Below are 25,735 nucleotides of genomic sequence, written 5' to 3' on the forward strand. Positions count from 1 at the left end.
TTGGTCTTGTCGGGCATCTTGCTCCTGTCTTGCTCTACGACGGGCTTTTCCCACAGATTTAAACCTCAACTGAGGTTGATTCTTGAATAGCTTTGCAGGTCCCATGTTCTGTAACCTCCAGCGCTTCACACGATTTTTCGTTACTACCGTCCTTCACCCACAAATCAGGGTAAATCCCTTGCCGTCTAAAGCCATCCCAAGCCGCAGGTGACGAAATGCAGCAATCAGCTGTGGATTCAACCGGTCACACTAACCACCTGTAAAAATTGGCGACACGGATGGCAAATTGAATAGAGAACATTTTCAGAACTGCGCAGCATCCAGCAGGAACAGCGATTCGCTACCGGCCTTCACCGACGCGCTCAACGAGTGAATGCGCGGCAACAGGCGGGCGAAATAGAACCGCGCCGTGCCCAGTTTGCTGGCGTAGAAATCGTCTTGCGCCTCCTTGCCGAAAGCCGCCTTGGCCATCAGGGCCCACATGTAGGCGTAGGCCACGTAGCCGAACACCTGCAGATACTCGACCGACGCCGCACCGATTTCGTTCGGATTGCTTTTGACCCGGTCCAGCAACCACGCGGTCAGTTCATCAAGGGTGGTTACGGCGTCGTTCAGCGGCTTGGTGAACTCGGCGAGGTCCGCGCTGGCGGTCGCCGTGAAGTGACGAATCTCGTCGGCGAACAGGTTGTAGAACGCCCCGCCGCTGCCGACGATCTTGCGCCCGACCAGGTCCAGTGCCTGGATGCCGTTGGTGCCTTCGTAGATCTGGGTGATGCGTACGTCACGCACCAGTTGCTCCTGGCCCCACTCACGGATGTAACCGTGGCCGCCGAAGATCTGTTGACCGTGTACGGTGGTTTCCAGGCCGAGGTCGGTGAGGAACGCCTTGGCCACCGGAGTCAGCAACGCCACCAGGTCTTCCGCACGCTTGCGGGTGACGGCATCTTCGCTGAACTTGGCGGTGTCCAGTTGCATCGCCACGTAGGTGGAGAACGCACGGCCACCTTCGTTCGAGGCTTTCATGGTCAGCAGCATGCGACGCACGTCCGGGTGGACGATGATCGGGTCAGCCACTTTGTCCTTGTTCTGTGCGCCGGTTGGCGCACGGCTTTGCAGGCGATCACGCGCGTATTCCACGGCGTTCTGGTACGAGCGCTCGCCCGTGGCCAGGCCCTGGATACCCACGCCCAGTCGCTCGTAGTTCATCATGGTGAACATCGCCGCCAGGCCTTTGTTCGGCTCGCCGACCAGGTAACCCACGGCCTCGTCGAAGTTCATCACGCAGGTGGCGGATGCCTGGATGCCCATCTTGTGTTCGATCGAACCACAGTTTGCCGGGTTGCGCGCGCCCAGGCTGCCGTCGGCATTGACCATGAACTTGGGCACCAGAAACAGCGAAATGCCTTTCGGCCCCGCCGGTGCATCCGGCAGCTTGGCCAGCACCAGGTGGATGATGTTTTCGGTCAGGTCGTGTTCGCCACCGGTGATGAAGATCTTGGTGCCGCTGACCTTGTAGGAACCGTCGGCCTGAGGTTCGGCCTTGGTGCGAATGATCCCCAGGTCGGAACCGGCGTGTGGTTCGGTCAGGCACATGGAACCGGCCCAGACGCCGGCATACATGTTCGGCAGGTACGCGGCTTTCAGCTCTTCGCTGGCGTGGGCGTTGATCGACAGGCAAGCGCCGGCGGTCAGCATCGGATACAGACCGAAGGACAGGCTGGCGGAGTTGACCATTTCTTCGACCTGGGCCGAAACGGCCTTGGGCATGCCCATGCCACCGTAGGCCGGATCGCCACCGACGCCGACCCAGCCGCCTTCGGCGTAGGTCTGATAGGCCTGCGGGAAACCCGCCGGCGTGGTGACGGCACCGTCCGCCCAATGGCAACCTTCTTCGTCAGCGGCACGACTCAGCGGTGCGATGCTTTTGCTGGTGACTTTGCCGGCTTCTTCCAGGATGGCTTCGACCGTTTCCGCATCGACGGTCTCGGCCAGTGCAGGCAGCTCGGCCCAGAGTTTGGCGACCTCGAAAACTTCATTGAGGACGAAGCGCATATCGCGCAGGGGCGCTTTGTAATCAGACATGATTGGATCTACTCACTTTCTGCAACAGGAAATGTGACAACGCCGGGATCAGCACTAAAGCACCGACCATGTTCCAGATGAACATGAAGGTCAGCAGGATGCCCATGTCGGCCTGAAACTTGATCGGCGACCAGGCCCAGGTGATCACGCCGGCAGCCAGGGTAATGCCAACCAGCGCCACCACCTTGCCGGTGAATGCCACGGCATTGCGATAAGCCTCGGTCAACGACAACCCGGCACGCTGCTGGGCCAGTTGCACGCTCAGCAGGTACAACGCGTAGTCCACGCCGATGCCGACACCAAGGGCTATCACCGGTAAAGTCGCGACTTTCACGCCCATGCCCAACCAGACCATCAGCGCTTCGCAGAGGATCGAGGTCAGCATCAGCGGCACTACAGCGACCACCACCGCCCGCCAGCTGCGGAAGGTGATGAAGCACAACACGATCACCGCGCCATACACGTAAAACAGCATGGTGCGGTTGGCCTCACGCACGACGATATTGGTCGCTGCTTCAATCCCGGCACTGCCGGCCGCCAACATAAACTGACGCTCGCTATTACTGTGTTCACGGGCGAAGCCTTCGGCCACTCGCACCACGCGATCCAGGGTTTCGGCCTTGTGGTCCGCCAGATACGCGATGATCGGCATCATCGAACAATCGTTGTTGAACAGGTCCTGATTACTGACGGACGCCTGCTGAGCACCGTAGTTGAGCACATCCTGATTACGCGCGATGGTCAGCATCTTCGGGTTGCCTTCATAGGAACCCGCAGTGATCTGCCGTACGGCGTTCACCAGCGACACCGTGGTTTGCACACCCGGTTGTTGCTGCAACAACCAGCCCAGGCGATCGGCTTCCACCAGGCTTTCATATTTCAGACAGCCTTCGCTGGGGGTCTTGAGCATCACCGCGAACTGATCGCTGGACAGCGAATAGTTCGCGGTGATGTAGGCGTTGTCGCGGTTGTAGCGCGAATCGGCCCGCAGCTCGGGGGCGCCGGGGTCGAGGTCACCGATCTTCAACTGGGTGCTGACCATGAAGCCGCCCACGGCCAGCAGCCCCGCCACACTGACGGCGATGGCCGCCCAGCGGCGCTCGGTGAATTTGTCGAGAAAACACCACAACGCGCCCATGCCGCGGCCCCGCAGCTCTTTATTTTCTGCGCGCAAACTGCGTTCGGCGGCCTTTCGGCTGACGCCCCAATACGACAGCAGCACCGGGAGCAGCACCAGGTTGGTGAAGATCAGCACCGCGACGCCGATGCTGGCGGTGACCGCCAGGTCCTGGATCACCGGAATGTCGATCAGCATCAACACGGCAAACCCCACGGCGTCGGCCAGCAATGCGGTGAGGCCGGCGAGAAACAGTCGGCGAAAGGTATAACGCGCGGCGATCAACTGATGAGTGCCGCGTCCGACGTCCTGCATGATGCCGTTCATCTTTTGCGCGCCATGGGATACGCCAATGGCAAACACCAGGAACGGTACCAGAATCGAAAACGGGTCCAGCGCGAAGCCGAACAGCGCCACCAGTCCCAACTGCCAGACGACTGCGATCACCGAGCACAGGATGACCAACGCCGTGCTGCGCACGCACCGAGTGAAGTAGAAGATAATCGCCGTGGCTATCAGTGCGGCGGCGCCGAAATACAGCATGACCTGCATCAATCCATCGATCAGGTCGCCGACCAGTTTGGCGAAGCCGATCACGCGAATCTTGATCGGGCCCTTGCCCTCCTCGCTGGTCACCCGTACGGCCCCGTCGAACTCGTACTTGTCACGCAGCTTCTCTTCAATGGTTCTGGAGAATTGGTGATAGTCGATGGCCTGGCCAGTGACCGGGTCTTTCTCCAGCAGCGGCACGAACACCATGCTCGACTTGAAATTGTTGCCGATCAGGTTGCCGACAATGCCCGAGCGAGCAATGTTCTGGCGCAACTGCTGAACACTTTGCACTGATCCGTCATAGGAATCGGGCATTACCGGGCCACCCTGGAATCCTTGCTCGGTGACTTCGGTCCAGCGCACTGCCGGCGTCCACAGCGATTTCATCCAAGCACGGTCGACGCCCGGGGTGACGAAGAGTTCGTCGTTGATCTCTTTCAGGACATTCAGATAATGAGGGTCGAAAATATCGCCGTTACTGCTCTCCACCACCACCCGCACCGCATTGCCCAGTCCCCGCAAGGCCTGGCGGTTTTCCAGATAATTTTTGATGAAGGGCTGGCTCTGCGGGAGCATTTTTTCGAAGCTGGCGTTGAGCGTCAGTCGCGTGGTTGCCAAGTAGCTCAGCGCTACCGTCACGATCAGGCAAGCCAGCACCACCCACAGGCGATTATTGAAGATCAGCCGTTCGAGGCCATTACCAGAGCAGGCATCGAAACCCTTCAGCTCGCGGATGACCGGCATTGTTTCGAGTTCGTAGTGACCCATGATGTTGTTCTCTTTGTAATGCCGGGCTCAGTCGAGGGCCAATCGTCGCAGACCTTGGGTACCCGCGAGTACCAGCGAACCATCAGACGTCACTTGCGCAGCGGCTATCGGGGACGTCACGGTGTGCTGTCGGGGATGAAAACTGGCGCCTTCGTCGGTGCTGACCAGCACATGACCGGCCTGGCTGACGAGTACGATCCGGCCATCGGCGGTCACGGAACTGGCGGTAATGCTAAGAGGGAGACCGAGTTCAACCTTGCTCCAGCTCGTGCCGTCATCGGTGCTGCGAAAGACGTTACCGCGCAGACCGAAAACCAGCGCCACCCCCGGCTTACCGGTAACTCCGAAAAAGCTGCCGTTATAAGGCGTTGGCGTGGCATTGAATCGGCCGCTGGCACGGTCCAGCTTCAGCACCAGGCCCTGCTCACCGGCGATATACAGATCATTGCCTACGGGGCGCAATGCATACAAATTCAATGCCGCGGGGTTGTCGGTACGCTCCAGCAGCGGTGTCCAGTCAAGGCCACCATTGTCAGTGCGAAAAATCAGATTGAAAGCACCAACGATGTAGCCTACCCGGGCATTCTCGAACCAGACATCCAGAAAGGCTTTGTCGGCGCCCTCATCGAGCATTCGCCGCGCTTCGCTGACACGCGCTTGCAGATCGGCATCGTCTGGCTGATCGGCGAGTCGGGGTTGATAGTACTCAAGCATCACCCGGCCGATCTGACGCCCGTCCAGTTGCCGGTTCCAGGTTTGCCCAGCGTCGCTGCTGTGCAGGACCACACCGTCGTGCCCGACAGCCCAGCCCGACTGCGGTGTGGGGAATGTGACTGCAACCAGGTCCGAACTGACCGGAACCTGTGCTTGCTTCCAGTGTTCGCCGGCATCATCGGAGTAAAGGATATGACCGCGTTGGCCAACGGCGACCAATCGCTCACCGGCCCGGGTCAGCCCGGTGTAGGTCGAATGCACGGCAAACTCACTTTGCAGCGCGGGTGTGTCGAGCACATCGGCAAACCCGCCGGCAATCACCGGACGGGCAAACGGCACAGCCATCGCTGATGCCAGCGCGGCGAGCAGGGTCCATTTGATCATTGTCATTATTATTGTCTCGGGTGCACACCACAGACCTCTGCAGGCGCGGGCAAGTCGGATCGCCGCCCGCTCGCTCCTGCAGGATCGTGGGGTTTTAGCGGATACCGGTGCCGGCCAGCGACTCGGCCGACCACTGCGCCTTGGACAGCGGGTCTATGTATTTGAGGCCGCCGTAAGGCCCGTAGAAACCATTCATGTTGTAGGCACCGGAAACCAGGTCATAGAGCATGTGGTTGATGGTGTCCGGGGCTTGCACGTCGTAGCTGTAGGTCAGGTGCGAGAAGCCGCCACGGTAGAGCTGGCCACGAGCGTCATACTCGTCAGATGCCAGGGCAATCCAGCTGTCCTCGTCGAGGTAGAAGGTACGTTTGCTGTAGATGTGACGCTTGCCGGGCTTGAGCGTGGCTTCCACCACCCACACGCGGTGCAACTCCCAGCGCAGCAGGTCAGGGTTGACGTGGTTGGCCGTCATCGCCTCTACCGCGTTCTTGTGATAGCTCAGCTTGTAGGTGTTGTACGGCACATAGAGTTCTTTCTTGCCCACCAGCTTGAAGTCGTAACGGTCCATCGCACCGTTGAACACGAATGCGTCGTCGTAAGTGGCGGTGCCGACGGTGCCTGGATTTGGCGTGTCGTAGGCCAGGTCCGGTGCCAGTTTCACCCGACGTTGTCCCGGCAGGTATTGCCAGGCACGACGCGGTTGTTTCAACGGGTTGACCGAGTCCATGAGCAACAGTGCTTCACCGGCACGGCGGGCTGGGCCGGTGTAAGTCAGCTTGATCTTGTAGAAGGATTCATCGGGAGTAACAGGCCCCACAGCTCGCGCCGGGGCGTAGAGCGGGTATTCAATATTGAATACACCCGTGGAGCTCAAGGAGGCGGTGCCTGAGGCATCGACGTTCCATGAGTCGTACTTGTTGGTCATGGCCACGCCTTGATAGCGCAGCAAGTGGTTCCACATCGCTTCGTTGCCGTCTGCCGGAATCGGGAACGGTACACCCGGCAGGACGTTTTCCAGCGACAAGCCACCATCGGTGGTCTTGGCAGTCACCGCGTTTTTTGCGGTGTTATCGAGAACGGCTTTGGGCAGCGCGACGCTACGGTGAGTCGGGTACACGTCGAGGCGATAGCTCGGGTAACGCGTGAGCAACGCCTGGGTCGTTGCGCTAAGTTTGTCTTTCTGTTCGGCGAGGTTCTTGCCGGTGATGACCAAACGCGGTTTTTCATTGCCGAATGGATCAGGACGGAACGAGTCACCGTTTTTGAAATCGGCCGGGAGCGCGGTCAGGCCACCGGTGTAGGCCGGAATGCTGCCATCGGCGTTGCCAGCTTTGTCCGCGCCGACGGCGGTCAGAGTGGTGCCAAGTTTCGCGGCCTGGTCGGCACTGACAGCGGCGTGCGCAGAGCCTGCAACGGCCAGAGCCAGCGCGGGGGCCAATACGGATTTGACGAAATTCATTGAGTGTCTCCTGTTAACGCACATCTCGAATATCAGAGGGTGGTTTTGAAGGTGAAAGTGACCATGCCGCGATCCTTGAGCTGGGCCGGGGTACCCGCAAAAGCAGTGGTCTGGCCGGGAACGCAGTTGTACTGGCCGTTGGCGCCGGGAGCGGCACCATCGCCCTGTGCCGCGGCGTTGCCGGATGAACCACAGGTGTCGAAGTCGCCGAAGTTATCGACGTATTTGAGATCGAAGCGGTACTGGCTGTGCACGTCCATGCCAACGCCGACCGAATAGCTGCCAGTGCCTTTGTTACCGCCCATTTGCACAGCGGATTGGCCTGCGAGACCAACGTTGTAACTAACCGGCAGCGATAGATCGATGCCGGGGAATACCTGATACCAGGTCGGGTTGAAGTTCATGCCCAGGATGAAGTTGTCCTTGGTGACCTTGTCGACGCCGTGATACCAATCCTCGCCCTTGAACAGTTGCTTGTTCTCGGTCACGTCCAGCCAGCGGCTGTATCCGAGTTCAACCAGCAAGGTCGAGGAATCCCACAGCGGGGTGTCGCCAAAGGTGGTCAATCCGTTGAGCACCGCGTGTACGGTGTTGCCGCGAGCCACACCGTTCTCGCCATCGAAGCTTTCGATGAAACCGGGCGCATTCGCTGCTCCCAGAGCCGGGTTGACGGTGGCCGGGACGCTGGACAGCGGCATGTTGTGGCGATAGTTCAGATCGAAACCGACACTCACACCGGCGACGTTTTTCGAAAGGCTCAAGCCGTAGATGTCGATGTCATCGACGTAGAACTGGTTGTAGCTGCCGGCATTGCCCGAAGCCAACTGAGCCGGGCCGACCGCCACCGGTTGCAGCACCAGGTTAGGCAGGATGTCCGAGGTCTTGCGGTAGTAGAGACCCAGGGTGCCGTCGAGCCACGCCGGACTCCATTTGGCCATGAGACCGAAGTCACCTTGCTTGTCAGGGGTATGGGTGTGGCCATTGGTCAGGCGCAGAAACTCATTGGCACCCAAAGGCCCCGGAGTGCCGAAACGGGGATTGCGTGCAGCGATCAGCGACAGGTTGTGGCCGCCGTTCTGGATACCGTCGTTGAAGCCCAGGTATGTGCCCGACTCCGGCAGCCGTGCAGCATCCCAATCGAGAAAGTATTGCGCTGCCAGGGTCAACTCCGAGTTGACTGTGAAGCTGGTGGACAACTGGTTACGCGGGATGAACAGCTCTTTGGCTTCAGTCCCTGGCACCGCAAGTGCCTTGGACAAATCCAGACCGGACTGGCCATAGCTGTTGCCGTGGGCAAAGGCCAGCACGCTTTCACCCCAATACAAGGTGTGCTTGCCGGCCTTGCCGCTCAACAGCGATTCGTCGCCGACCTCGGTGCTGCCGAAAACAAAGGCGTCAAGGATCTCCGAGGACGGGCCGTTGTAATAACGGTCGGCATAGCCGCTCAGATGATTCGAGTCGGGCTTGCCATTATTCAGCTGGTTGGTCGACGGATTGAAGCTACCGACGTCGTCATAGGCATGGTCGTACCAGCTGTTGGCACTGACCCGAAAACCCATCTGTTTTTTGTAGACCACGTCCAGTTCCGACAACACATCAAGGCGCTGCGAAACCGCGCTGCCGGAGGAAAAATTACGGTTACCGTCGTTGTTGTTCCAAGCGTTGGCCAGCTTGCTGTTCGGCGCCTCCACTCGCTGTGCGTAGTTGAACTTCAAGGTGTTGTCGAAACGAACCGTAACGTCCTCATTGCCCGTATCGAACTCGAACGCCTGCACAGGCGTCATCCCCAGCCCGGCGAGAACCGCCGAGGCCAGCAGCCCGCGCCGCAGATTAGGGTGGCAGATCTTATTGTTGTTATTCATCTAGCGTGCTCGCCTTTCTGTGGTTTCACGAAAAGTCATTCAGGAAAAACGCCCGTCGGCCAAACGCTCTGCTCTCATGGAGCGCAGGCTGGATCGGTCGAGGATGTTGTATCGCGAGCAATGAGGGGGGCGCCGGTCAATTGGGCCAAATCATCGGTCAGCACAGCGCGGCGGCGACCAAACCCACGCGGTGCTTTGTATTGACTGGCGAACGGGCGCTATTGACCGGCCTACACGGATCAGGGGCTGTAGAACAAATGTCGAGCGGTCCGGCCTGCGCCGACCAAAACCCCTGACCTGAAAACAGACCTCATGAAAAAGACCCTTTCTGTTCTGCTGTTACCTTCGTTGCTGGCCAGCCTGATCAGCCAATCCGCCCTGGCCGCCGTTGAACCGAAATCGGCCGAGCCCGCCACCGTGACGGCCAATGACGCAACGCGCCAGATGCTGAAAAACATGAACAGCCAGAGCGACGCCGACATTCATCGCGGTTTCATCGCCAGTATCCCGGATGCCGAGACGCTGACGGCCGACGGCAAGGTGATCTATAGCCTCAAGGGTTATGAATTCCTCAAACCGGCAGAAGGACCGACAACCGTCAATCCCAGCTTGTGGTTACAGGCACGCAAGAACATGGCGAACGGTTTGTACAAGGTCACGGAAGGCTTCTATCAGGTCCGCGGCATCGACTTGACCAACATGACCATCATCGAGGGCAAGACCGGACTCATCATCATCGATCCCCTGATGACCGCCGAAACCGCGCGTACCGCACTCAATCTCTACTACGCCCATCGCCCGAAAAAGCCGGTGCTGGCGGTGATCTACAACCACAGTCATGTCGACCATTATGGCGGCGTCAAAGGCATCATCGATGAAGCTGACGTCAAGGCGGGCAAGGTACAAGTCATCGCACCGGCGGGGTTCATGGAGCATGCGATTGCCGAAAATGTCATGGCCGGCAACGCCATGAGTCGACGCACCGAGTACCAGTTCGGTACCACCTTGCCCCGAGGCGATCGCGGTCAACTGGATCTTGGCGGTGCGAAGGCATTGCCCAACGGCACCATCACGCTGATCCCGCCCACCCGGGAAATCAGCAAGCCGATCGAGACGCTGGAAATCGATGGCGTGGAAATCATCAACATGCTCACACCGGGCACCGAAGCGCCGGCAGAGATGGTTCATTACTTTCCGCAACATAAAGTACTGGACACCGGTGAGCTGGCCATTCAGACGCAGCACCAGTTGCTGACCCTGCGCGGCGCGGAAATCCGTGACAGCCAGGCCTGGGCCAAATACCTCAACGATGCACTTCAGCGTTTTGGGGCCGATACCGACATCCTCGTGGGCCAACACACTTGGCCCGTATTCGGCAAGCAACAGGTCAACAACTACCTGAGCAAGCAACGCGACCTTTATAAATGGATGCATGACCAATCATTACGCCTGGTGAACAAGGGCTACAAACCTGTGGAGATCGCCGAGTTCATGCGTCAGAACGTGCCATCGAGCCTGGCCAGGGAATGGTTTACCCGTGGCTATTACGGGTCGGTGCAGCGCAACGCCAAAGCGGTTTATCAGCAATACATGGGCTGGTACGACGCCAACCCGGCCAACCTGGATGCCTTGAGCAATGTTGATTACGGGCGCAAGTTTGTCGATTACGCGGGCGGTGCCGATGCCTTGCTGGCCCGCGCCCGCACGGATTATCAAGCTGGTGAGTATCGCTGGGTATCTCAGGCCATGAACCATCTCGTCGATGCCGAACCGACCAATCAACCCGCACTGGAGCTGTTTGCCGACGCCCTGGAGCAGCTCGGTTACCAAGCCGAATCGTCGGTAGAACGTAACAGCTACCTGACCGGCGCTCAGGAGTTGCGCAGCGGCGGGAAGAAAGTGCGGTCACCGTTGCGCACTGCGAGCCCGGACACCATTCGCGCGTTGTCCATCGAAAACATTTTCGACTTGCTCGGGGTTCGTCTCAATGGGCCGAAGGCCGAGGGCAAGCACATCGTCATGAACTGGAATTTCACCGACAGCGGCAAGCAATATGTGCTCAACCTGGAGAACTCGGCGCTGACCTACTCCGCCGATCGGGCTGCGCCGAACCCGGACGCCACCTTGACGCTGAATCGCGACACCCTGAATGCGATCATGACCCAACAACTGACACCACAGCAGGCACTGCAAGGTGGGCAACTGAAAATCGAGGGTAACGCCCAGGCCTTCGGTAGTCTGCTTGGCCTCATGGACACGTTCTCGCCGAATTTCGAAGTCGTCCTGCCCAACCCGCCGGCGCAATAAACGCTGCCGCCAAAAACGAAAACCTCGCCGAAAAGTGTCCCGGCGAGGTTTTTGTTTGCCATATGCTCAGCCCTGCTGCCGGTAATCTGTCGGCGACAACCCGGTCCAGCGCTTGAAGGCGCGGGTAAAATTGCTGGTATCACTGAAACCCAGCAGGAAGGTGATTTCCGTGACGGGACGCGAGGCCTGGCTCAGGTAGCTGCATGCCAGTTCCTTGCGCGTGTCATCGAGTAATTGCTGGAAACTCGTCCCGCGCTGGGACAGCTTGAGCTGAAGCTTGGTCGGGCTCATGCACAACGCGCTGGCAACCTTGTCCCGTGTGCAATCGCCATCCGGGAGAAATTCGATAATCTTCTGCGTCACGCCGGTGATGACATCGTTTTTGTCCAGCCGCGCCAAATAACTGATGATGATGTTGTCGTTGACTTGTGCCAGCTCCGGGCACGAACCACTCAGCTCGCGCACCATATCGGCCTTGTCGAAGACCAGCAGTCCGTAGTCCTGACTGAAGACCACCGGTGAGCGAAACAACGTCTCGTAAGGCTCGGCACCTTCGTGCGGCATGGGGCGGCGCATTTCAACGCGCAGGGGGCTGAATGTTGGCGTGTCAATCAGGCGCATGGTGCGCATCAGAAAGCCGAAAAATGCGTCTTCGGTCTCGCTGCTGAGAGGCACCCGATGCTCGAAGCGCAAGGACACCTCATTCGCGGTCTCGCTGACGCTGATAGTAGCCACCTGCGACGCCAGGCGGAAATAACGCTCCAGACGCCGGCTGAAATCCATCAAGGTGCCGCTTGCCGCGAGGGCATAGCCCAATGCATGAAGGTGAGTCAGATGCAGATGCTTTGACACTATAAGGCCGAAATACGGGTTGTTGGTCACATCCACACAGGCCTGGAACAAGCGGGTCATTGTCGCGACAGGCAGGCGAATCATCGGGTCGGCGGACAGGCCCAGGGGAATGCCGACGGAGGTGAAGATACGTTTGCTGTCCACACCACTGGCGTCCAGTGCCCGAGCGATGGCAACGGTGTAGCTGCCGATGGTGGTGGGCTGCAGCGCTTCCTCGCCTGCGGCCGGTGCGTCGCCGGGTCGTTTTGTCGTCGATCCTGACATGGGATTGCCTGTTGAAAATGCGAATGTCGATACTCGCTCCGGGCAGCTTGCCGGTCAATCTGCCGGTGGTACCTTGCGCCAGATGTGCCGGTGCTTGGCACGATCGTCACCTGCGCCGCTGACCGTCGAATTCGTTCTATTGACCGGTGGCGAAGCGGTCTTCTCCTGACAATGCAGTGAAGTTGTGCATCGGATAAAGAGAAGAACGCATGAACGAGAACACGGTATTCGATTACATCGTAGTTGGTGCAGGCGCTGCCGGCTGCGTCGTCGCCAGTCGCTTGTCGGAAGATCCGGACATTCACGTCTGCTTGCTCGAAGCAGGCGGCCCTGATACTCACCCGCTAGTGCACATGCCGGCGGGTATCGCCGCCATGGTGCCGACGTCGATCAATAACTGGCAGTACCAGACCGTGCCCCAGTCCGGCTTGAACGGCCGGATCGGCTATCAGCCCAGGGGCAAGACGCTGGGGGGCAGTTCATCGATTAATGCCATGGCCTATCACCGCGGCCACCCTGAGGATTTCGATCGCTGGGCGGCATTGGGCAACCCTGGCTGGAGTTATCAAGACGTATTGCCGCTGTTCAAGCGCGCCGAGCACAACGAGCATTTCAACGACCCGCTGCATGGCCAGAATGGCCCCCTCAACGTACGCTTCCACACCTCCCCCAATCCGTTCGGTGAAGTTTTTGTCGAGGCCGGCCTCCAGGCAGGCTATCGCGCATGTCCTGATCAGAACGGCGCGACCATGGAAGGATTCGGACGTGTGCAAGTGATGCAAAAGGATGGCCAGCGTTGCAGCGCGGCCCGGGCTTACCTGACACCCCATAAACATCGGCAGAACCTGCACATCGAAACTCACGCCCACGCGACCCGAATCATTTTCGATGGCAAGCGCGCGATAGGCATTGAGTTCCTGCAGAACGGTGTAAAACGGTCATTGCTCGCCCGTCATGAGGTGATTCTGAGTTCCGGAGCGTTCAACTCGGCGCAGCTGTTGCTGCTGTCTGGAATCGGTCCCAAAGACGATTTGTTGAAACTGGATATCCCGGTGCTCCACGACTTGCCGGGTGTCGGGCAAAACCTTGTGGACCATATCGATTACGTGCACTCCTTCCGTGTCAAATCCCGCCGCCTGATGGGCCTTTCGTTTACCGGATTGTGGGACATGGCCAAAGCCGCAGTCTGCTACTGGCGTCGTCGCAGCGGCCCGCTGACCAGTAACTTTGCCGAAGCGTGCGCCTTCATCAAGACCTCACCGGAACTGCCTCAAGCCGACATCGAGCTGGCGCTGACCATCGCCATGTTCGCCAATCACGGTCGTACCTTGTACAGCGGGCATGGCTTGAGCGTGCATGCGTGCCTGCTGCACCCAAAAAGCATCGGGCGCCTGACGCTCGCCAGCGCCGACCCGTTGGAACCGCCACTGATCGACCCGGCATTTCTGACGCATCCCGACGACATCAAGACGCTGGTCAAAGGTTACCGTGTCATCCAGCAAATCATGGCCACCCCGGCCTTCCAGGCGTTCAATCCCAGGGATGTGATTGCAATGCCCATGAACACCGATGCGGAGATCGAACAGGTACTGCGCAGTCGCTCCGACACGCTTTATCACCCGGTGGGCACGTGCAAAATGGGTATCGATGCCATGGCCGTGGTAGACCCGCGTTTAAAAGTCTACGGTGTGGAAGGATTGCGTGTAGTGGATGCGTCCATCATGCCGACCATCATCGGTTGCAGCACTACCGCGGCCACGGTGATGATCGGCGAGAAAGCCTCGGACTTGATCGCTGAAGAACGCCGCGGTACCGGCGTGCTGCAAACGCCGAAAGATCAGGACGCCAGTCTGTCTCGTTACTCTGCGTAAACAAACGGTAGGCTCGTGCGCGAGCCTGCCGTTCATTTCTTCAGAATCAGCGCCACGGGGCCATCTTCACGCAAGGCGTGGCAGCTATTGATCAAACCGGTAGCGGCTTTGTCGAAAGCCCCGGCATCCGCCGTCGTGCGTAGTGCCACTGTTGCCCGCGCCATCGGGATGGTTTGAAACGCGGTGGTGGCGATTGGCAGCAACAGCTCCGTCAAATGTACGCAACCACCGACACCGCCGAACAGTTCCTTGATACGGCGCGAAAATCCCGGACCGATCCGCTCGCCGATCAACGATTGATAGGCAGGCGCAGCACCGCGACATTCGCTGGTAGGTACATGGGGCATGGACACCTGCACTTCATGCACGATGAAGTCATCGTCCAGGGTCAGACGGATCAACAGGCCATGGTACGTCTCACCCGCCGACACCACCCGGCCCTGCACCAGCGTCATCGGATGGGATTTGCTATCACCAAGCCGGCCTTCGATATCCCACAACCCGTCGGCTCGCAAGAATCCCTCGCACATCACCGTGCGCCGATGGATCAAGCGTCGGCCCCACTCATCGACATCACCTTTCACAAGTCTGCCTCCTGATTGCGACTCGCTCGAATCAAGGCTTCAATACAGCGTTCATCACCCGTCGAAACAGCTTGCCATAAGGCGCTCGCAGCAGGCCCATGACGTCCAGGTACGGGGGCATGTAGACGGCGCGCTGCAAACTGAACGCCTTGAAACCGTCGCCACCGCGATAACGCCCGAACCCTGAGTTTCCGCAGCCACCGAAGGGCAAGTCACTCTGAAAAATGTGCTGCATGACCTCGTTGATGCATGCCCCGCCCGAGGACGTGCGTTCAAGTACCTTTTTCGATTCGGCACGGTCATTGCCGAAGTAGTACAACGCCAATGGCCTCGGCCGCTCGTTGACGTAGGCGATGGCTTCATCGATGGATCGGTAAACACGGATCGGCAGCAGCGGTCCGAACAGCTCCTCCCGCATCACCAGGGCTTCCTCGGGCGGTTCCACCAATAATGTGGGCGCAATTTTGCGTACGTCGGCGAGCTGTTCCTGAAGAGGATTGACTTCGACGCAACGCACACACATGGCCTTGGCATCCGCCAGACAGGTTTGCAAACGCTGATACTGGCCCGGTGTGGCGATCGCGGTGTAGTCAGGATTGTCGCGCAGGGTCGGGAACATCTTGCCCAGCTCTTCTTGCATGCTGATCAGCAGCCGCTCAAGGTCCTCTTCATGCACCAGCACGTAATCCGGGGCGATACAGGCCTGTCCGGCATTGATGCCCTTGCCGCCCCAGATACGCCGCGCCGCATCGTCAAGGTCCGCGCCACGACCGATGATGGTCGGTGACTTGCCGCCCAGCTCCAGTGTCAGCGGCGTCAGATTCTGCGCGGCGGCCGCCATCACCAGGCGCCCGACTCTAGGGCTGCCAGTGAAAATGATGTGGTCCAGCGGCAAGGCACTGAATGCCGCGCCAACGTCGGCGCCCCCGACAAATGCCGCCACCTCGGTGTCATCGAAGTGTCGAGCCAGCAGGTCAATCAGCAGGGTTGCGGTGGCGGGCGTGAACTCCGACAGCGTAATCATCGCCCGATTGCCCGCCGCAAAGGCTTCGGCCAAAGGCGCGAGCGAAATGGCCAGCGGAAAATTCCACGGCGTCATTATGCCGATGCTGCCCAATGGCTGAAAATGGATTTCGGCCTTGGCGCCTAACCATCCAGCACCCATTTCCGGGCGGCGTCGCTCGGGTTTCATCCAGCGCCGCACATGCTTGCGCGCATATTTGAGCCCGGCGACCGGCAACAGCACATCACTCATCAACGACTGGTCGTGGGATCGCCATGAAAAGTCCGTAGCCAGCGCTGCACAAAATGCCTGTCGGTTGTCCAGTAGCAAAGCAATGAGGCGATCGATTCGATCAATGCGCAGCGCTGCCGATGGCGGGCCTTCGGCAATGAACGCGGCTTGTTGGCGCGCCAGCACGTCCTGCATTCGGGCGATGGTCACATGGGTGTCGAGGTGTTCACTGCTGGCCATGAGGTTCCTTGAGTTCTGATGGTAGTTCTGACCCGATGGTGCGCAAGGCCCCCGCGCCGTGCCAGTCATCTGAACCCTTTCTCCTGTCTTTGGCGAACGCTGCGCCCTGGCTGCTGTTCTTCAGCTCATTCAACGGACAAGCGCTTTCGTTGCAAGGACCTGCGCCAGTGCCGACGGTGTTCCTACTATCGGCTCATCCGCTACGCCATCAGCGCGATCAACAATAACGGGGAGTTGTCATGAGTGAAGATATTTTGCGGTATGAAATCGTCGGCCCGGTGGCGCGCCTGACGCTCAATCGGCCAAGAGCCATGAACGCCTTGAACCTGGCGACGCTAGACGCGCTGGAACACTGTCTCGACGACATTGCCCGCAATGACGAATTGCGCGTGGTGATTCTCACCGGCAACGGCCCGGCCTTCTGCGCCGGAGCCGATTTGAAGGAAGTGTTGGCCGGCGCCAGCCTGGCCGCCGGTGAAGCTGACTTCCTCGACCGTGCCAATCAGGTCTTCAGTCAATTGCGCAACTTCCCCAAGCCAGTGATTGCCGCTCTCAATGGCGTGACCATGGCCGGTGGCCTCGAACTGGCGATGTGCGCCGACATCGTGGTGGCAGCGCAATCGGCCACCCTTGCCGATGCCCATGCCAACTTCGGCGTCTACCCCGGGGCGGGCGGCGCGGCGATCCTGCCACGCCTGATCCCGTTGAACATGGCGATGTACCTGTTGCTGACCGGACAACCTCTGTCGGCCATGGACATGAAAGGTTATGGACTGGTGTGTGAGGTCCACGCCGATGCCGAGTTGGCCGAGGCCACCCTGGCGCTTGCCCGGCACATCGCCGGAAAAAGCCCGATCGCGCTGCAGCGCATGAAGGAGGTCGCCCGCACCTCTGCCGACAAGTCTCGCGACGATGCCCTGCTGCACGAGCAGGTGATGTTGCGCCAACACCTGCGCTCCGCCGATTTCCAGGAAGGCCTGCAAGCCTTTGGCGAAAAACGCGCACCGAACTTCAAGGGCCGCTAGGCCGCACATTTTCCGACTTCGCAGGAACATACCATGAACGATATCTATGTAGCGGGTGTTGGCATGACCCCCTTTGGCCGCTTGCTCGAGCGCAGCGTCCACGACCTGGTTGGCGAGGCCGTCAGCCTGGCCCTGACGGATGCCGGTGCCGTGACCGCCGACATCGGCTCGGTGTATTACAGCACCATGACCAACGGCATTTTGCAGGGGCAGACCGCCATTCCGGGACCGATTGCCATGCGCCGTCTGGGCATCGAGGGTGTTCCGGTGTTCTCGGTGGAAAACGCCTGCGCATCCGGTTCGTCTGCCTTCAACCTCGCCATCCTGGCGCTGCGTGCCGGTCAGTGCGACATCGCCCTGGCAGTGGGTGCCGAGAAGATGAACATTGCCGATAAAGCCCGGATGTTCGCCGTGTTCGATGGCGGTTGGGACGTATCCACCGTCGAGCAGAACAAACGCACCTTGCTGGCCATGGGCGAAGGCATCGTGCCGCCGCCTGGCACGGTTTCCGAGCGCCCTTACAGTGTGTTCATGGACGTGTATGCGGCGATCTGCCGCAATCACATGATGCGCTACGGTACGACTCAACGGCAGATTGCCGCGGTGGCGGCGAAGAATCACCAGCACTCGGTGCACAACCCGCTCGCGCAGTTCCAGCAGGCTTTCAGCATTGACGAGGTACTGGCGTCGCCGCCGATCTGCTACCCGCTGACCACGCTGATGTGCTCGCCGATCAGCGACGGTGCCGCCGCGGTCGTGCTGTGCAATGCCGACGGCCTCAAACGCTTGAAAAATGCCGGCGAGCGCGCCGTGCGTGTATTGGCCAGTGTGGTGCAAACCGGCACCAGTCGTGGCCTCGACGAGCCGGAAAAAATCGTTGCGCACCTGGCGGCGAAAAAGGCCTACGCCCAGGCTGGCGTTGGCCCGGCCGATGTCGACGTCGCCGAAGTGCACGATGCCTCGGCCATTGGCGAAATCATCAATGCCGAGTCGCTGATGCTGGTGCCTTTCGGCGAAGGCGGTCCGGCGGCCGAGCGAGGTGATTTCACCATTGGCGGCTGCATGCCGATCAACCCGTCCGGTGGCCTCGAATCCAAAGGGCACCCGATTGGCGCCACCGGCCTGGCGCAACTTCATGAGCTGGTCACGCAACTACGTGGCGAAGCCGGCAAGCGTCAGGTCGAAGGCGCGCGCATTGCCATTCAGGAAAACGGTGGTGGTTTGTTCGGCATTGAAGAAGCCGTCGTCGCCGTCAACATTCTCGCCAACAAGAATATTTAAGGAGCCCCCCATGGGACACGTCATGCGCACCCCGGAGCAATTGGAAGCTGTCGAGAGTTTCCGTCGTTTCCTGGCCGATAAGATCGACCCGGTGTTCAACAAGGAATACCGCGACAAATTCATACCCCGGGAGAAGATGGCCGAGATCATGCGCCAGCTCACCGAGTTCGGCATGATTTCCGGCGCAGTCAGCGAGGCCTGCGGCGGTCTGGGCCTGGACTGGCCTACCCTGATCATGCTGTTCGAAGAAGTCGCGGCGTGCTCGGTCGACCTGTCGTCGCCAGTGGTGATCAACTCCTTTGGCGCGCAGATACTGGAAAAATTGGCACCGGACCACCTGCGTGACCGTTACCTGCCCGGCCTGATCAGTGGTGACCTATTTGCCAGCATTGCCATTTCGGAACCGGACGTCGGCTCCAACGTGCTGGAAATCAAAACCCGGGCCCGACGTGACGGCGACGATTTCATCATCAATGGTGAAAAGACCTGGATCAGCAATGGCTCCTACTCCGACTTCCTGATTTGCACCTGCCGTACGGGCGACGATCCACGCAAGGGGCTCACCCACTTCCTTCTGGACCGCAAGGAACATCCGTATGAAGTGCGCAACATTCACAAGATCGCCTGGAACAGCCAATCCACCGCGCAGATTTTCCTTAACGATGTGCGGGTGCCGGCCAGCAACATAATCGGCAACGAAGGCGAAGCGCTGAAAAACACCCTGTCGCTGTTCGAACGCTCCCGGGTGTTCGTCGCGGCGCAAGGTCTGGGCATCGGCCGCCGCGCCCTGGAAGAAGCGGTGCGTTATGCCAAGGAACGCAAGCAGCACGGCAAGCTGATCGCCGGTCATCAATTGATCTCGGCGATGCTCGCGGAAATGGCCACTCGGGTTGATGCAGCCCGGCTGTTGACTTACCGCGCCGCCGAGATGATCGGGGCCGGAATTCCAGCCGAAATGGAAGCTGCGATGGCCAAATACTTCGCGTGCGAGGCGGCGGTCACCATCGCTCGTCAGGCCGTGCAGATCCACGGCGGCGCCGGTGTCACCACCGACTTCCTCGTCGAGAAACTGGCTCGTGAGGCGATCGTCGTCCCCATCCCCGAAGGTACCACGCAAATCCAGCAACTGATCATCGGCCGCGCCCTGACCGGGATCAATGCGTTCTGATTGGCTCAAAGTCTGACACCCGACAATAACAGCCCGGCCCCTTGATGGCCGGGCAACGAACAGGACACTTTCATGCGTATTCAAGACAAAGTCGTGGTCATCACTGGTGGCGCTTCGGGCCTGGGCCTGGCGACCGCTCATTACCTGGTGGAGGAGAAAGCCGCGTTCGTCGCGATTTTCGACCTCAACGTCGAAGCCGGTGAGGCCGCTGTCGCCAAAATTGGCGCGGACCGGGCCATATTCGTCCAGACCGATGTCAGCGACGAAGCCTCGGTACAACATGCCGTGGATACGGTCATGGCCCGGTTTGGTGCCATTCACGTGTGTATCAACGGTGCTGCCGTACCTACGGGTTTCAAAGTACTGGGTAAGGAAGGTAAAGCCGCACCGCTGGCGCGGTTTGCCCAAGCCACCGCAATCAATCTCAATGGCGTGTTCAACGTCATGTCCAAGTGCGTCGAACAGATGGCCAGGAATGACGCCGAAGCCGGCGAAGAACGTGGCGTGGTAATCAACGTATCGTCAGGTGCCGCGTTTGAAGGTCAGGTTGGCCAATGCGCCTACTCCGCGACCAAGGCCGGCGTAATCGGAATGAACATGCCGGCCGCGCGCGAATTGGGTGCTGTCGGGGTGCGAGTCAACGCTATCGCTCCGGGGCTGTTCCTGACCACCATGGTTGCCGGGCTCGAGGAAAAAATTCTCGACTCACTCAAGGAACAAATGGAAGCCCCCAAGCGCTTGGGCGACACCCGCGAGTTTGCTCATTGCTGCACTTTCCTGATCGAGAACGCCTACATCAACGGTGAAACCATTCGCCTTGATGCCGCAACGCGAATGCGCGCTCGCTAGACCACGCTGCGACCTTCTTGAGCCATCAGAGCAATCAACCATGAAAATGAATTTTTGCCGGATCATGCGCTTGCTGGCGTTGCGCTACGGCGATCACGAGGCAATCGTCAACATCGAGCGCAATCGACGCTACAGCTACGCGCAATACCACCTGCTGAGCAATCGCATCGCCGATGTGCTGCGTACCACGTTGCAGGTGCGCGCAGGCGAGCTCTTCATGCTGATCCTGGAAAACGACAACCTCAGCCTGATGATGTTTCCCAGCACCTTCAAGCAGGAAGGCACGGTGGTCATGACCAACCTGCGCGATGCGCTCGACGAGCATGCGCGCCAGATCGACCTGGTGAAGCCGCGCATCGTGTTTCTCGAGACCCGCCTTCTGGACGGCTATTACGAGATGTTGCGCAATCGCGGGTGTGAGGTGGTGGTGATGGATCCGCCCACCGCCGAGCAAGCCGCCCTCCCCGGCGTGCACAGTTTCTGGCCGCTGGTGGAGGCGGCTTGCGATCTCGACAACGAGGTGACCCTCGATACCGACGAACATATCTGCATGTTGCGCTTCACCGGCGGCACCACCGGCAAGGGAAAATGCGCGATGTACTCCATCGACAACTGGATGGCATGTCGCGATGCAGCGTTCATCAATACCGAATTGGGATTCTCCGGTGCTACGCGACTCCTGCATGTCTCGCCGTTGTCCCACGGCACGCTGATGAAGTTCATCCCGACGGTTTACGCCGGCGGCACCAACATCACCCTGAATCATCTGGACATGGAAAGCTGGCGGCAGACGGTGGAGCATGAGCGGGTCACTCATTCTTTCCTGGTGCCCACCGTGCTTTACCGGTTGCTGGAGCTGCAGCGAACCGAACCGAAAGACTTCTCTTCCCTTACCACACTGATCTACGGCGCAGCGCCGATGAGCCCGGACAAACTCGGGGAGCTGGTAGCGTGTTTCGGACAGATTTTTACTCAGGGTTATGCCGCCACCGAGTCCCCGATGCTGATAACCACGCTCAACAAGGCCGCTCACCGACCTGATAGCGTTACAACACTGCAGCACTTGTTTTCCGCCGGACGTCCAACGCCCGGAGTCGAAGTTTTCATTGCCGACCCGCAGGGTAATCCGTTGCCCATTGGCGAAACCGGCGAGATTCGGATCCGCTGCAAGGCCATTATCAAGGGTTACTACGAGAATCCGGAAGCGACAGCGGCAGAGTTCGAGGACGGCGCGTGGAAGTCTGGTGACCTGGGCTACTTCGATACCGATGGCTATCTGTACATCGTCGACCGCCTGAAGGACATGATCATCAGCGGCGGTTTCAATGTGTACGCGGTGGAGGTTGAAGCGGCATTGGCGGCGCATCCTTCTGTAATGATGGCTGCCGTAGTCGGTATCCCTCACGCGGAATGGGGTGAGGCCGTTCATGCCGAAGTGGTATTGCGCAAAGGTGAAACCGTAAGCGCCGAGGCTTTGATTGCCCATGCACGGGCGCGATTGGGTGGCTACAAAGCGCCGAAGTCGTTGGTATTTGTCGATGAGCTACCCACATCAGTAGTAGGCAAAATATTACGCCGACAAGTGCGCGAGAAATACTGGCAGGATGCGTTGCGAAAAATCGGTTGAAGTTCGAAGCAGCGCCTGCTTGTCCGCAATATCATGTGATTCTACCGATAATGCTCATGAGCCGATCGGATTTGCACCAAGTGCAATAACCTGGTGGGATCGGCAAAGCATATATTAAAGGGGGCGGGAAATACCGTACCGTGCCCCCTTGTCACCTGACTCGATTGAAGAAACCAAGGCCAAAAACGGCATAGTCTCCGGAGTTCGCGAAATTCGCCGTTTCCGTGCGTTTGGGCGGACCTACGTTGCGCCTGGTAGACATGCGATCGCGACGCGCAGTGGTGCGCATCTGGGGCCAGCCTGACTACGCTGGGCAAGTTTGCCTACCCTCTGGGGATCAGGGGGGCGCTGTCGAGCTGTCAGAAGGCAATAGCAAAAGTGCACGTCAAGTTTCGTTCAAAACGACAATTTAAAGCATTTCCGGCATCGGCGAGTGCCCGTCTTCGGTGGACCGCAACCTTCGCGACAGGCAAAAAAGCGGCCAGGAGCGGAAAGTGGACTCACCAACAATAATTGCCAGCATCGCCGATTCTACATGCTCTGGCTCATCAGTAAGGGGCCTAGCCGGGACTGGAGTTTCTTTCCTGCTCTTATGTGATGCCCCGAACACCGGGCTCGCAATATCGCCCGATGATCTCGAATAATCGATGGCACGATGTAGCGAGGTAAGGTTCAGGCGCTGTGGCAACCCCAAGCAACAGGCCGGAGGAGCTCCCGGACGGCGTCGCGAACCACGCTGACAAAGGCGATGGAGCCATGCCAAAGGTCATCGCTTCCCGAACGATTTGCACGTCGGGTGCGCCGTCGGGGAGTCTGAGAAGTACAGCCATGCCTGCGTTGACCCACTCTGCATCGCGCATTCGCAACTGCTCGCATAGCGCGTCACGCTGAGCGCAATACAGGCGCTTGAGCCGACGGACACGGCGAATATAGTGGCCATCACGCATAAATTGAGCCGTGGCGAGTTGAATGACGGGTGAAGGGGCGGGAGCAAGCGTCGTCGCCACCTCGGAGAACGCAGTAATAAGTTCGGTTGGCGCTACAACAAATCCAAGTCGCAGCCCCGGGCTCACAGTCTTGCTGAAAGAACCTATGTGGATAACCCGATTACCCTCGTCCAAAGACGCCAAGGCAGGGGCCGCCCTGCCTTCCAATTGCAGCTCGCTGAGGTAGTCATCTTCGATGATCCAGGCGTCGCTCGAGACCGCCCATTCGAGCAGTTGAAGCCGTCGCCTCAATGACAGAGTCGAGCCTAAGGGAGCTTGTTGACCGGGGGTCAGGACGGCTAATGCAGCGTCCGCGGCCTTCTCGATTCCGTAGTCCACATTGAGGCCTTCGGCGTCCACCGGAATCGGAATGACATTCAAGCGAGCGAGCTCCAGCCCCTTTCGGGTAAGAAAGAATCCGGGGTCTTCCATCCAAACCTTCTTACCGTCCAGACCTAACACTCGCAGTGCAAGCCCTAAGCCGGAGCTGTATCCCGAAGTGATGAACACCTGCTCAGGGAGGCAGTGGAGGTTTCTGGAGACGGAGAGATAGCCTGCAATCTCTCGACGCATCTCATATTCCCCGCGAGGATCGGGATAGATCAGTGACGAGAAAGATCCTGCTTTCAACAGATTGGACGAGCGCGCACGTGCGAAAAGCTTTTCCAGGCCATCAAACGCTGGAATGCCGAGCTGAAAGATCGCGGGTCCAGTGTTCACCCGCTCATAGGCGCTCATAAAAGCTCCAGGCTCCGGTGGTGCCGGTTGGGCCAACGCTGCACGGGGGCGTGGCGCCACGCGTGTGCCCTTTGCTCCGAATGTTTCGATCATTTGGGCATCGGCTAATCGTTCATACGCCGTTTGAACGGTGCCGCGCGCCACACCAAGGTGCGCGGCGAGATCCTGCCACGAAGGCAATCGAGTACCTGGTGTGAGTAGGCCTGACTCTATTGCCCTGCTGATACTCGTACGGATCTGCTCTGACAGGGACAGCTTTGCCGTCCGGTCGAGCTGAATTCGCAGGTCTGAATTCATATTCTTGGTACACACAAAGGTAGGGGTTCTTGGTTCTTTTATTCGTACCATCGACGGTACAAGATTTAAAGACCAAAACGGAGCACCTTCCCCGTTCAACCATAGGAACCATCATGATCAACGCCGTCATCGAATGTATCGTGAGTCGCAGTGCCGCCAAGTACTACGACCCTGCCGCCACTTTGAGCGACGACCAAATCCGTGAGTTGGTACGAATCGGCACCACGGCACCAACGTCCTTCCATATACAGAACTGGCGCTTCATCGCGGTCCGTACGCCTGGAGCCAAAGCCCGGTTGAGTCCTATCGCCTGGAATCAGCCCCCGATCACTGAAGCAGCCGTTACCTTCATCATCTGCGGCCAACTGGCCGATTCCAGCGTCATACCGGAACGCCTTGCACCGCTGGTGGAAGCGGGCGTCATGCCCGCAACGATGGTGCCGGACTGGGAACTCCCTGCGCGCGATTTGTATTCAGAGCACCCACAGCGCCAGCGCGACGAGGCAGTACGCACGGGCACCTTCGGTGCGTCGGCGATCATCTACGCCGCCCGCTCGCTAGGCCTGGGTTCGACGCCGATGATCGGTTTCGATGCCGAAGCAGTGGCCCGCGAGTTCGGACTGGCTCAAAACGAAGTGCCGGTCATGTTGTTGTCTATAGGCGCGGAACGTCCGGGGAACTGGGCTCAGAAGCCGCGCCGCCCGCTGTCTGATGTGTTGGATCTCGTTTAACTGTTAATAAACCAGGTAATTGACGGAGACTACAATGCCTAGAAGTGCAGTTCTAAAGCCGGAACAAGTGCCGGCCGATTCGAAACCGACTCTCGATGCGTTCACCAGGAACATCGGGTTCACTCCAAACATGATGATGACCTTCGCGCAGAGTCCAATCGCGTTCAACTCATGGGCTACTCTACTCGGTTCCTTGAGCAAAGCGCTCGATGTGAAGACGCGTGACAGTATCGGCCTCGCAGTCTCCGAAGCGAATGGCTGCAACTACTGCCTGACGGTTCACAGCTTTACGGCCGAGCATATGGCCAAGCTGTCGGCCGATGAAATCATTCTCGCTCGGAAGGGCCATGCCCCCGACCCGAAGCGCAACGCTGCCCTCCAGTTCTCGCACAAAGTCATCGAGACTCGCGGCAAGGTCAGTAACGCTGATCTGAAAGCCATCCGCGATGCGGGCTACACCGATGCGAATATCATGGAGATTGTCGCGCTGGTAGCCATGTACTCCCTGACGAACTTTTTCAATAACGTGTTCGATCCCGAGAAGGACTTCCCTGCCGTTACGCCGGCTGGCTCGCTCTGAGCTCTATCCGCTCGCATCGACCATTTCCCAAGAGGTGTCATCTGATTCGAGCATTACGCAAAAGTCTGGACGCCCCCAAGAAAGAGTGTTGGGAAAGCGGCCAGGCTTTTTGTATGTACCCAGGACCTTTCCCTAACGTCAGCTATGGGTCGGCTGCTGCCCT

The 25,735-nt window shown here is 59.1% G+C and carries 18 protein-coding genes; 9 read left to right on the forward strand and 9 right to left on the reverse strand.

Annotated features, from left to right (window positions below):
* Window positions 1-303 precede the first annotated feature (303 nt).
* From JUI81_RS00810 to JUI81_RS00830, 5 genes are all read right to left on the reverse strand, one after another.
* The gene (locus JUI81_RS00810; RefSeq protein ID WP_204123393.1) at window positions 304-2,082 is read right to left on the reverse strand and encodes an acyl-CoA dehydrogenase C-terminal domain-containing protein; all 1,779 of its coding nucleotides are present in this window, start codon (window positions 2,080-2,082) and stop codon (window positions 304-306) included.
* A complete protein-coding gene (locus JUI81_RS00815; protein ID WP_204123394.1) occupies window positions 2,075-4,519 on the reverse strand; it encodes an RND family transporter in 2,445 nt (814 codons plus the stop codon). Before JUI81_RS00815 ends, JUI81_RS00810 begins: the two co-directional genes overlap by 8 nt.
* A 27-nt stretch (window positions 4,520-4,546) precedes the next feature.
* Window positions 4,547-5,623, reverse strand: a complete 1,077-nt coding sequence (locus JUI81_RS00820; protein ID WP_204123395.1) for a YCF48-related protein — start codon at window positions 5,621-5,623, stop codon at window positions 4,547-4,549.
* A gap of 88 nt (window positions 5,624-5,711) precedes the next feature.
* Complete coding sequence (locus JUI81_RS00825; RefSeq protein WP_204123396.1) at window positions 5,712-7,076, reverse strand: DUF1329 domain-containing protein; 1,365 nt, start codon at window positions 7,074-7,076, stop codon at window positions 5,712-5,714.
* 32 nt (window positions 7,077-7,108) lie between these two features.
* Window positions 7,109-8,938, reverse strand: coding sequence for a DUF1302 domain-containing protein (locus JUI81_RS00830; protein ID WP_204123397.1), 1,830 nt, complete (start codon window positions 8,936-8,938; stop codon window positions 7,109-7,111).
* Window positions 8,939-9,250: 312 nt separating this feature from the next.
* Between JUI81_RS00830 and JUI81_RS00835 the strand changes: the two genes are divergently transcribed.
* The gene (locus JUI81_RS00835) at window positions 9,251-11,245 is read left to right on the forward strand and encodes an alkyl/aryl-sulfatase (RefSeq protein WP_204123398.1); all 1,995 of its coding nucleotides are present in this window, start codon (window positions 9,251-9,253) and stop codon (window positions 11,243-11,245) included.
* A gap of 66 nt (window positions 11,246-11,311) precedes the next feature.
* Here JUI81_RS00835 and JUI81_RS00840 read toward each other — a convergent pair whose 3' ends face one another.
* Window positions 11,312-12,361, reverse strand: a complete 1,050-nt coding sequence (locus JUI81_RS00840) for an AraC family transcriptional regulator (RefSeq protein WP_204123399.1) — start codon at window positions 12,359-12,361, stop codon at window positions 11,312-11,314.
* A 209-nt stretch (window positions 12,362-12,570) separates the two neighbouring features.
* Here JUI81_RS00840 and JUI81_RS00845 point away from each other — a divergent pair, with 209 nt between their 5' ends.
* Window positions 12,571-14,232 (forward strand): GMC family oxidoreductase, encoded by a 1,662-nt coding sequence (locus JUI81_RS00845; protein WP_204123400.1) that lies wholly within the window; start codon window positions 12,571-12,573, stop codon window positions 14,230-14,232.
* Between the two features lie 32 nt (window positions 14,233-14,264).
* On the opposite strand, the gene JUI81_RS00850 is transcribed toward JUI81_RS00845, so the two are convergent.
* The gene (locus JUI81_RS00850; protein WP_204123401.1) at window positions 14,265-14,816 is read right to left on the reverse strand and encodes a DUF2889 domain-containing protein; all 552 of its coding nucleotides are present in this window, start codon (window positions 14,814-14,816) and stop codon (window positions 14,265-14,267) included.
* Between the two features lie 31 nt (window positions 14,817-14,847).
* Window positions 14,848-16,290: a coniferyl aldehyde dehydrogenase gene (locus JUI81_RS00855; protein WP_204123402.1), complete on the reverse strand. Its 1,443-nt coding sequence runs from the start codon at window positions 16,288-16,290 to the stop codon at window positions 14,848-14,850.
* 239 nt (window positions 16,291-16,529) lie between these two features.
* Here JUI81_RS00855 and JUI81_RS00860 point away from each other — a divergent pair, with 239 nt between their 5' ends.
* The 5 genes from JUI81_RS00860 (at window position 16,530) to JUI81_RS00880 (ending at window position 22,240) form a co-directional block, all read left to right on the forward strand.
* Window positions 16,530-17,315, forward strand: a complete 786-nt coding sequence (locus JUI81_RS00860; RefSeq protein WP_204123403.1) for an enoyl-CoA hydratase/isomerase family protein — start codon at window positions 16,530-16,532, stop codon at window positions 17,313-17,315.
* A gap of 33 nt (window positions 17,316-17,348) precedes the next feature.
* Window positions 17,349-18,596, forward strand: coding sequence for a thiolase family protein (locus JUI81_RS00865; RefSeq protein WP_192415892.1), 1,248 nt, complete (start codon window positions 17,349-17,351; stop codon window positions 18,594-18,596).
* A 10-nt stretch (window positions 18,597-18,606) separates the two neighbouring features.
* Window positions 18,607-19,764 carry an acyl-CoA dehydrogenase family protein gene (locus JUI81_RS00870; protein WP_204123404.1) on the forward strand — a complete coding sequence of 386 codons (1,158 nt, stop codon included), beginning with the start codon at window positions 18,607-18,609 and terminating at the stop codon, window positions 19,762-19,764.
* A 72-nt stretch (window positions 19,765-19,836) separates the two neighbouring features.
* Window positions 19,837-20,613 (forward strand): SDR family NAD(P)-dependent oxidoreductase, encoded by a 777-nt coding sequence (locus JUI81_RS00875; RefSeq protein WP_204123405.1) that lies wholly within the window; start codon window positions 19,837-19,839, stop codon window positions 20,611-20,613.
* A 40-nt stretch (window positions 20,614-20,653) separates the two neighbouring features.
* Window positions 20,654-22,240, forward strand: a complete 1,587-nt coding sequence (locus JUI81_RS00880) for a class I adenylate-forming enzyme family protein (protein WP_204123406.1) — start codon at window positions 20,654-20,656, stop codon at window positions 22,238-22,240.
* A gap of 590 nt (window positions 22,241-22,830) precedes the next feature.
* On the opposite strand, the gene JUI81_RS00885 is transcribed toward JUI81_RS00880, so the two are convergent.
* On the reverse strand, window positions 22,831-24,312 hold the full coding sequence (locus tag JUI81_RS00885) for a PLP-dependent aminotransferase family protein (RefSeq protein ID WP_308442591.1): 1,482 nt from the start codon (window positions 24,310-24,312) through the stop codon (window positions 22,831-22,833).
* A 62-nt stretch (window positions 24,313-24,374) separates the two neighbouring features.
* On the opposite strand from JUI81_RS00885, the gene JUI81_RS00890 reads away from it, so the two are divergent.
* Together JUI81_RS00890 and JUI81_RS00895 are read left to right on the forward strand one after the other, a co-directional pair.
* On the forward strand, window positions 24,375-24,992 hold the full coding sequence (locus tag JUI81_RS00890) for a nitroreductase family protein (RefSeq protein ID WP_204123407.1): 618 nt from the start codon (window positions 24,375-24,377) through the stop codon (window positions 24,990-24,992).
* 34 nt (window positions 24,993-25,026) lie between these two features.
* Window positions 25,027-25,572: a carboxymuconolactone decarboxylase family protein gene (locus JUI81_RS00895; RefSeq protein ID WP_204123408.1), complete on the forward strand. Its 546-nt coding sequence runs from the start codon at window positions 25,027-25,029 to the stop codon at window positions 25,570-25,572.
* Window positions 25,573-25,735: the final 163 nt, after the last annotated feature.

The organism is Pseudomonas sp. 008, assembly GCF_016861935.1.
Lineage (GTDB): Bacteria > Pseudomonadota > Gammaproteobacteria > Pseudomonadales > Pseudomonadaceae > Aquipseudomonas.

Bases quoted from the DNA above. Each gene is read 5' to 3' on its own strand.
- JUI81_RS00810 (WP_204123393.1), bottom strand. From the start codon at position 2,082: ATGTCTGATTACAAAGCGCCCCTGCGCGATATGCGCTTCGTCCTCAAT.
- JUI81_RS00815 (WP_204123394.1), bottom strand. From the start codon at position 4,519: ATGGGTCACTACGAACTCGAAACAATGCCGGTCATCCGCGAGCTGAAG.
- JUI81_RS00820 (WP_204123395.1), bottom strand. From the start codon at position 5,623: ATGACAATGATCAAATGGACCCTGCTCGCCGCGCTGGCATCAGCGATG.
- JUI81_RS00825 (WP_204123396.1), bottom strand. From the start codon at position 7,076: ATGAATTTCGTCAAATCCGTATTGGCCCCCGCGCTGGCTCTGGCCGTT.
- JUI81_RS00830 (WP_204123397.1), bottom strand. From the start codon at position 8,938: ATGAATAACAACAATAAGATCTGCCACCCTAATCTGCGGCGCGGGCTG.
- JUI81_RS00835 (WP_204123398.1), top strand. From the start codon at position 9,251: ATGAAAAAGACCCTTTCTGTTCTGCTGTTACCTTCGTTGCTGGCCAGC.
- JUI81_RS00840 (WP_204123399.1), bottom strand. From the start codon at position 12,361: ATGTCAGGATCGACGACAAAACGACCCGGCGACGCACCGGCCGCAGGC.
- JUI81_RS00845 (WP_204123400.1), top strand. From the start codon at position 12,571: ATGAACGAGAACACGGTATTCGATTACATCGTAGTTGGTGCAGGCGCT.
- JUI81_RS00855 (WP_204123402.1), bottom strand. From the start codon at position 16,290: ATGGCCAGCAGTGAACACCTCGACACCCATGTGACCATCGCCCGAATG.
- JUI81_RS00860 (WP_204123403.1), top strand. From the start codon at position 16,530: ATGAGTGAAGATATTTTGCGGTATGAAATCGTCGGCCCGGTGGCGCGC.
- JUI81_RS00865 (WP_192415892.1), top strand. From the start codon at position 17,349: ATGAACGATATCTATGTAGCGGGTGTTGGCATGACCCCCTTTGGCCGC.
- JUI81_RS00870 (WP_204123404.1), top strand. From the start codon at position 18,607: ATGGGACACGTCATGCGCACCCCGGAGCAATTGGAAGCTGTCGAGAGT.
- JUI81_RS00875 (WP_204123405.1), top strand. From the start codon at position 19,837: ATGCGTATTCAAGACAAAGTCGTGGTCATCACTGGTGGCGCTTCGGGC.
- JUI81_RS00880 (WP_204123406.1), top strand. From the start codon at position 20,654: ATGAAAATGAATTTTTGCCGGATCATGCGCTTGCTGGCGTTGCGCTAC.
- JUI81_RS00885 (WP_308442591.1), bottom strand. From the start codon at position 24,312: ATGGTACGAATAAAAGAACCAAGAACCCCTACCTTTGTGTGTACCAAG.
- JUI81_RS00890 (WP_204123407.1), top strand. From the start codon at position 24,375: ATGATCAACGCCGTCATCGAATGTATCGTGAGTCGCAGTGCCGCCAAG.
- JUI81_RS00895 (WP_204123408.1), top strand. From the start codon at position 25,027: ATGCCTAGAAGTGCAGTTCTAAAGCCGGAACAAGTGCCGGCCGATTCG.